General features: G+C 38.9%; 1 protein-coding gene. It reads left to right on the forward strand.

Features of this window, described 5'->3' with window-relative positions; translation table 11 throughout:
• Window positions 1-234, forward strand: a 234-nt coding sequence (locus KVT36_RS32265; protein WP_217607518.1) for a hypothetical protein, incomplete at both ends; no start/stop codon positions are given.

Below are 234 nucleotides of genomic sequence, written 5' to 3' on the forward strand. Positions count from 1 at the left end.
AGCTATAGGTTTAAGAGTAAGGCACATTAACTTTGAATCAGGCTTGTTGGAAATTTCAGAAGCCTTTGCTAGGACAGTTAAAGGTCCCAATCATGCAGCGAGAATCCAGAAAGGGACAAAAACAGATAATATAAGGTATTTGCCTATGACAGTGGAATGGAAGGAACTCTTTGTACCACAAATACATGGGAAAAACCCTGATGATCTGATACTCCCATCCCCTCAAAATTTATA

Source organism: Chitinophaga sp. GbtcB8, assembly GCF_019091455.1.
GTDB lineage: Bacteria > Bacteroidota > Bacteroidia > Chitinophagales > Chitinophagaceae > Chitinophaga.